Below are 6,000 nucleotides of genomic sequence, written 5' to 3'. Positions count from 1 at the left end.
AATAAAACCATTGATTTTCTTTTATATATGACAACTATATACTTGTCATATTTGGTAGTCAATCCGTCATAGTTAAGTAGTCAATCCGTCATAGTTAGTAGTCAATCCGTCATAGTTAGTAGTCAATCCGTCATAGTTGAACGTTGAAAGGCTTGCTCCATAAGGGATACAGCTCAATGAAAAGATTTAAAAGATATAAAAATAATTAAAAATACGTTTGAAAAAATTGCCCTTGGTTTTCGCTACGCTCAAACTCTATTGAATCTCGCTTTCGCTCGATTCGTGGGGCAATTTTTTAGATCATCCTGTTGTGACTTTGAGAAAAAGCAAAAACAAGAGCAAAAGAAACTCGGAATTCGCTTCGCTCATAAAGCTTTTTTACTCGCTACGCTCGATCTAGGCCCAATTTTCTGCATGTGATTTACGCTTATTTAGGCTTCACAGCCTAAAAAGCTGTTTTTCAGAGAGTCGAGGTGCGAATTTTGGTGCTTCGCTCGTAGACACTCACTCTATTCATCCCGATTAGAATAAAAATAGTCTCTATTTGGCGCTCATTTGCGTTTTTTGACCTGATTACTCATTTCAATAGTCGATTCTATGTCTTATGTAAAAATGTGGCTGAAATCGCATGTGAGAGCGTTTTAACTTAGGTTTTATTTTTGACCTGTAGGCTAGAGTTTTCGCTTATAGATTTTTCTCTTAAAAATACAATAGTCAGGATCTCTTTTGGCCAAGCACTATCTTTACTGTCAGTTAAGTCAATTAAATGGATTGGGAGCCGGTACATACCGGCAATTTTTGGTTCACACACCACGCATCTAAAGATAAAAGCTCAAAATCCATGATTTATAAGGCGTACAGACGATTAATTATGATGAAGAATCTGATACCAAAAAATAGAAAGAAAAGTAGTTAAGTTATTGGTTTATATATAAATTAAATGATACCGCTGATGATACCAACAAAAGGCACTTTTTACACTTTAAGTTGTTGTTTAATAAATAGTTTTTTTGGTATCACTTGTACTGTTAGAATGATACCAGAATTATCTATTTTAATGTTAATTATCAATATATTAAGTGGTATCAAAATATTCTCATAGTAAATGAATAACGATTTTGTCATCTTTACCAGTCGTTACGATAGAAAAACTGGCACATGACTGTACTGTTTTGACTTAAAAATGAGTTCCAGAAAGTGTACACGCAAGAATTGATTAAATATTTGATTTATATTGATTCGCATGTGTACACCTATGTATACATTAAATGACAGTAAGTTTCTAAAATCATTGAAAATATGCTGTACACATAGGGTATACAAGCAATGTACACGCTTTATGCATTAATTCAGGTATAACATATTGAAATTTATTACAAATAAGCGTGTACAGCTAAAGGGTGAAGTGTTATGTCAACTGAATTGGTCAACTCGGCAAGTATCCTTAGTTTTCCTCGGCCATGTGATTTCTGTGAATTAAAGGAAAATGTTCAAAAATTTGCAGGGTTAATGCTTTGTGGAAATTGTCAGGAAAGCATCCGGATCACCAATCCTGGCATGTTTGAAGCCAATGGTCAGATTGAACAAAAAGCCCAGGATTAACCTGGGCTGCGTATAAGAGATTTTATGTTAAATAGCCCCTCAATTAGGGGCTATATTTTTTTTAAACGAGTTCTAATTCAAAGTTTTCTTGCGGGGATTGTTGGTTAACAGTTTTTAGTGCCAAACTAATCTGTTCTGCAATTTTTGTAACCACCGGAACTACGACAGAGTTACCCATTTGACGGTACATCTGAGTTCTTGATACAGGAATAACAAAATCTTTTGGAAAACCCATAATAGCTTTGCATTCATTCGTTGTTAAAAGACGGATACCTGTTTCTCCATCCTTAACAAAAGTACCTGTTAATCGTTGAATTTTGTGATAGGTAGAAACTAATGTTTTAACTGCCCCAGTCGTATTTTTGTCAATTAAAGAAGGTTTACCATCATCTTTTTTAAAGAGATAACTTTTTTGTAAATGCTCTGAAATGCTATATCCAGTTACATCGCTTTCTAAAACTTCACCGATATCTTTAGAAATCATTGGAGGTTTAGGAAACTCAAAGTGAATATTTTGATTTAGGAAAGCTACTAAGTAAAAACGCTTACGTTTTTGTGGGATACCAAAATGACTAGCGTCTAGTACCGTATGATGAACTTTGTAGCCCATATCTTCTAGTGTTTCAATGATGACTTTTAATGTATTTCCGTCATCATGATTAATGAGACCAGGAACATTTTCTAGAAATAAAACTGGGGTTTTTTTTGTTTCAATGATACGAACAATTTCATGGAACATTGTTCCTTGAGTTGGATGTTCAAAGCCTTCTCTTTTACCAATATGGCTAAATGGCTGACACGGAAAGCCTGCACATAAAATGTCATGCTGCGGAATAGTTGTAGCCTCAACTTTTGTAATATCTCCAAAAGGGACTACACCAAAATTTGTATAATATGTAAATTTTGCAAAGGGATCTATTTCAGATGAAAAGACGCATTTTCCGCCATTCACTTCGAATGATTGCCTTATTCCACCGATACCAGAAAATAAATCAATAAATTTGAAATCACTGCTATAAGCATCTTTTCTTTCTTCAATATGAGTAATTTCAGCTAATTCTTCCGCATTTTTAGTAATTTGATTCTGATTGTATTTATCGAATATCTTCTTTTGGAGTGTTTTTTGAGCGCTCAGTTCCTCAAAGTTAATCTTATCTTTAAGTTTTTCTTGGAGAAAAGAGTAATAAGCAGGATGCATTTCTGTTTTACCTGATTCCCACTGTTGCCATGTTTTATCACTAACTTCAATAATTTCAGATGCTTGCTTTTGAGTTAGATCCAATTTACTACGAATCAATTTCAATATTTCAGGTTTCATTTACGGTCAAAATCTATAATTTTCCTAATTATCCGTAATAAACATTATAAGTCAATCTTTCTTTATCCTACTTGTACGAAAAATATCTAAGGCATTGATAGAGATAAAGAATGCGTACAGAACTATTAAGTAAGCTATATGATGATTTTGGGATAGATCAGTTACCTCATACCCAACATGGGGTAACTTCAGATCGACTTGGTAAGCTATATGAAAAGTATATTTTGGATATTTTTAAAGATATTGAGTCTTTAAAGAAATACAACACTAATGCTTTTCCTCAAGAAAAAGATATATCTAGTAAGTTATTAAAAGCATTAAATCTTGATTTAGATAATATTATTGATGTGAGTAGTAGTGATACTGATTTAGGTCGTACCGTTGCTGGCGGTAGTCCCAAAACTGATGCTACGATCAGGTTTACTTTTAATAATCGGTCATCAAGGCTTGTTCCTTTAAATATTAAACATTCTAGTAAGAAAAAAGTATCTATTGCTGAATATGATGTGGAAACAATATGTACAGGTGTCGGTATTCCTGATGGTGAGTTAAAAGAGCTAATTCGAAAACATCAAAATGACCAAAGTGCTAAGTTATTCACTCCTGTTCAAAAACAACACTTAACAGAACTATTGGAGCCATACCGAGAGCGATTTATTCGTTGGTGCGTTACATTACGTGCTGAAAAAAGCGAAGGAAATATTTTACATCCAGACTTATTAATTCGATTTCAAGTGATTGACCGTGAGTATGTGGATGTAACAATCAAAAATATTGACGATTATGTAAGTGATCGGATTGCAGAAGGATCAAAAGCTAGGAAACCTGGATTTGGTACTGGTTTAAATTGGACTTATGCAAGTGGAAGTAAAGCGAAAAAAATGCAGTTTAAAGGATGATCTTCTAAAGCCTAGAAACTTCTCTCTAGGCTTTTTTGATTGATTTCGCATAATCATCATTATGTGAAATGTAAGCTAAATGAAAGAGTCCTGATCCCGTGCATCGGATCTAGTTGTAATTTCAACTATTGAAATCCAATATTCTTTCGAATGTTGATTAATTAATTGTTGAAATTTTGATAACCATTCTTTTTCGTATTGGCTATCGGTGAAGTAATTATCAGCCCAATCATCATAATGAGCATGATAATCGTGAACAGATTTATTCATATATTCAGGTGAAGTACAATGCCAACCGTTATACTCACTGTTCTCATCAACAATTAGTACATTCTCAACAAAGAATGGAGTTAAAGGGCGCTTTGCAAGATATTCCTCTAAACTAAGATTTAAAAAGCCATCTGCTTTAAAATTATCTCTTATTAGGTCTATAGTTTCATTACGTAAGGCATTAATGAAAGCATGAATTACAGGCTGATTTTTATAAATTTTTAATCTTTCTTGAAAATTTAGTGTAGGAAATCTATTGATGATGTCTTGAAACGTTTCTCCTTTATTTTCTAAACCACCTAGACAGCTAATATAGCTATAATAATCATTCATAGCATTTGTTATGAGGTTCTTTCTTTCCGCGTCAAAATTAAGTTCTGAAATTTTGCAACTATGCAGGCGCTTACCTGTTGTAGTTAGAAGATATTTTTCAGCGATCTCTAAATCCAAATCATAATGTATCCATCTGGCATTAGGGTTGTGCCAACTATAAATTGCTTGCTTTTCTTCATCAAAGTATTGTCCAGGAAAATGACCTAAACCACGGTAACATTCAAGGTATTGTTCAAATGTCATAGCATCCTTACAAAGACTTCTAGCAACCGTATAGCCTTCCTTTATAGGAACTAAAATATCATCATATGGATATTCTTTACTTTTTTCCCAAGCAATCAATTTCTTATCAAAGAGAAATTGATCATCGGGACTATAACCAACACCCAAAAAATATGTACCATCAGGTGAAAATACTATATCGTCAACAGCAACTTCATAGTTTTTTCGATCATCAGTCATGTCCCTATAAATTTTAACTGCCTCATCTACGTCACCAATCCTGTCATTATAAAAAACATCAGAAAATGGTAGTAACATGTCATTAATTTTATCTACGGAAGGCTCTTCTTTACTAATTATTGCAACGAGAGATGTATTAGGCAGTAATCGCATATCTTATTATTCCTTCTATTGTATCCAATATTTAACAAGAGACTTTTACGAAAGTTAAAAACTATTATTCTAATTTTAACAATTATTTTTCAATAAGATAGAAGAAAAACATACTAAAGCGACATATCACGACGCTATCATGAATAAAGAGCATCATTAAAACTTACTGCGGATGTAATTTTAAATATTTCTAAAATTAACATAATGCAGATTATGCGAAACGAGAGCCTAGGGCTCTCGTTTTTTTATTCTAAAACTGCTAAAATTCTTATACGCCATTGACGTACTTAAACCTATGCTATTCATTGAAACCAGTATTTTTACCAAGCAAATAAAAGAGCTTGTAAGTGATGAAGAGTATCGTCAGCTCCAGCAAGATCTCTTGGTACAGCCTGATAAAGGTGACTTAATCAAGAATGGCGGTGGAATCCGTAAAGTACGCTGTGCTCAAGGTAATAAAGGTAAAAGTGGCGGTATCCGTGTGATCTATTATTGGGTTACAGAAGATGATCAGATCTTTTTCCTGGTAGCTTATCCAAAGTCTGTGAAAGATAATCTGACAGACAAAGAAACCTCGATCCTGCGTCAATTAGTGAAGGAGCAATTTCATGGATAACAACTTATTTGATGACCTGGTTGCTTCAATCAAAGAAGCTGGCGCCATCAAACGCAATGAAATGAAAGCAAGCCGAGTGACTGAGCTTGAATTGCCGGATATTAAGGAAGTACGTGAGAAAACAGGCTTAACCCAAGCTGAATTTGCTGCACGTTTGCATATCAGTGCCAGAACCCTACAAAACTGGGAACAAGGCCGTCGCTATCCGACTGGTCCTGCAGCGACTTTAATCCGTATCCTAGATGCTCATCCGACTCTCATTTAAGAAGTTTAGATAATAAAAAACCCCGGCATCCTGCCAGGGTTTTTTATTGGAACATTAGGTCTCTGTGCTCTTGCGTGTCTTA

The 6,000-nt window shown here is 34.1% G+C and carries 6 protein-coding genes; 4 read left to right on the top strand and 2 right to left on the bottom strand.

The genetic code is table 11. The features are described from left to right. Window positions 1-1,410 precede the first annotated feature (1,410 nt). The gene (locus AC4CUZ_RS19510) at window positions 1,411-1,602 is read left to right on the top strand and encodes a hypothetical protein (protein WP_068550827.1); all 192 of its coding nucleotides are present in this window, start codon (window positions 1,411-1,413) and stop codon (window positions 1,600-1,602) included. A 61-nt stretch (window positions 1,603-1,663) separates the two neighbouring features. On the opposite strand, the gene AC4CUZ_RS19505 is transcribed toward AC4CUZ_RS19510, so the two are convergent. After that, a complete protein-coding gene (locus AC4CUZ_RS19505) occupies window positions 1,664-2,920 on the bottom strand; it encodes a DNA cytosine methyltransferase (RefSeq protein ID WP_168731074.1) in 1,257 nt (418 codons plus the stop codon). A 110-nt stretch (window positions 2,921-3,030) separates the two neighbouring features. Between AC4CUZ_RS19505 and AC4CUZ_RS19500 the strand changes: the two genes are divergently transcribed. After that, complete coding sequence (locus AC4CUZ_RS19500; RefSeq protein ID WP_490748131.1) at window positions 3,031-3,819, top strand: MspI family type II restriction endonuclease; 789 nt, start codon at window positions 3,031-3,033, stop codon at window positions 3,817-3,819. 75 nt (window positions 3,820-3,894) lie between these two features. On the opposite strand, the gene AC4CUZ_RS19495 is transcribed toward AC4CUZ_RS19500, so the two are convergent. Next, window positions 3,895-5,037: a hypothetical protein gene (locus AC4CUZ_RS19495; RefSeq protein WP_490748130.1), complete on the bottom strand. Its 1,143-nt coding sequence runs from the start codon at window positions 5,035-5,037 to the stop codon at window positions 3,895-3,897. 295 nt (window positions 5,038-5,332) lie between these two features. On the opposite strand from AC4CUZ_RS19495, the gene AC4CUZ_RS19490 reads away from it, so the two are divergent. Beyond that, the gene (locus AC4CUZ_RS19490) at window positions 5,333-5,653 is read left to right on the top strand and encodes a type II toxin-antitoxin system RelE/ParE family toxin (RefSeq protein ID WP_000897309.1); all 321 of its coding nucleotides are present in this window, start codon (window positions 5,333-5,335) and stop codon (window positions 5,651-5,653) included. Then, entirely contained in the window at window positions 5,646-5,918 is a 273-nt protein-coding gene (gene nadS / locus AC4CUZ_RS19485) for a NadS family protein (protein ID WP_004896911.1), read from the top strand. The genes AC4CUZ_RS19490 and nadS overlap by 8 nt, the downstream gene beginning before the upstream one ends. Window positions 5,919-6,000: the final 82 nt, after the last annotated feature.

Source organism: Acinetobacter sp. 789_lipA (assembly GCF_058242845.1).
Note: the sequence above shows the minus strand (reverse complement) of the source record. Positions and strands in the feature narration are given on the sequence as shown.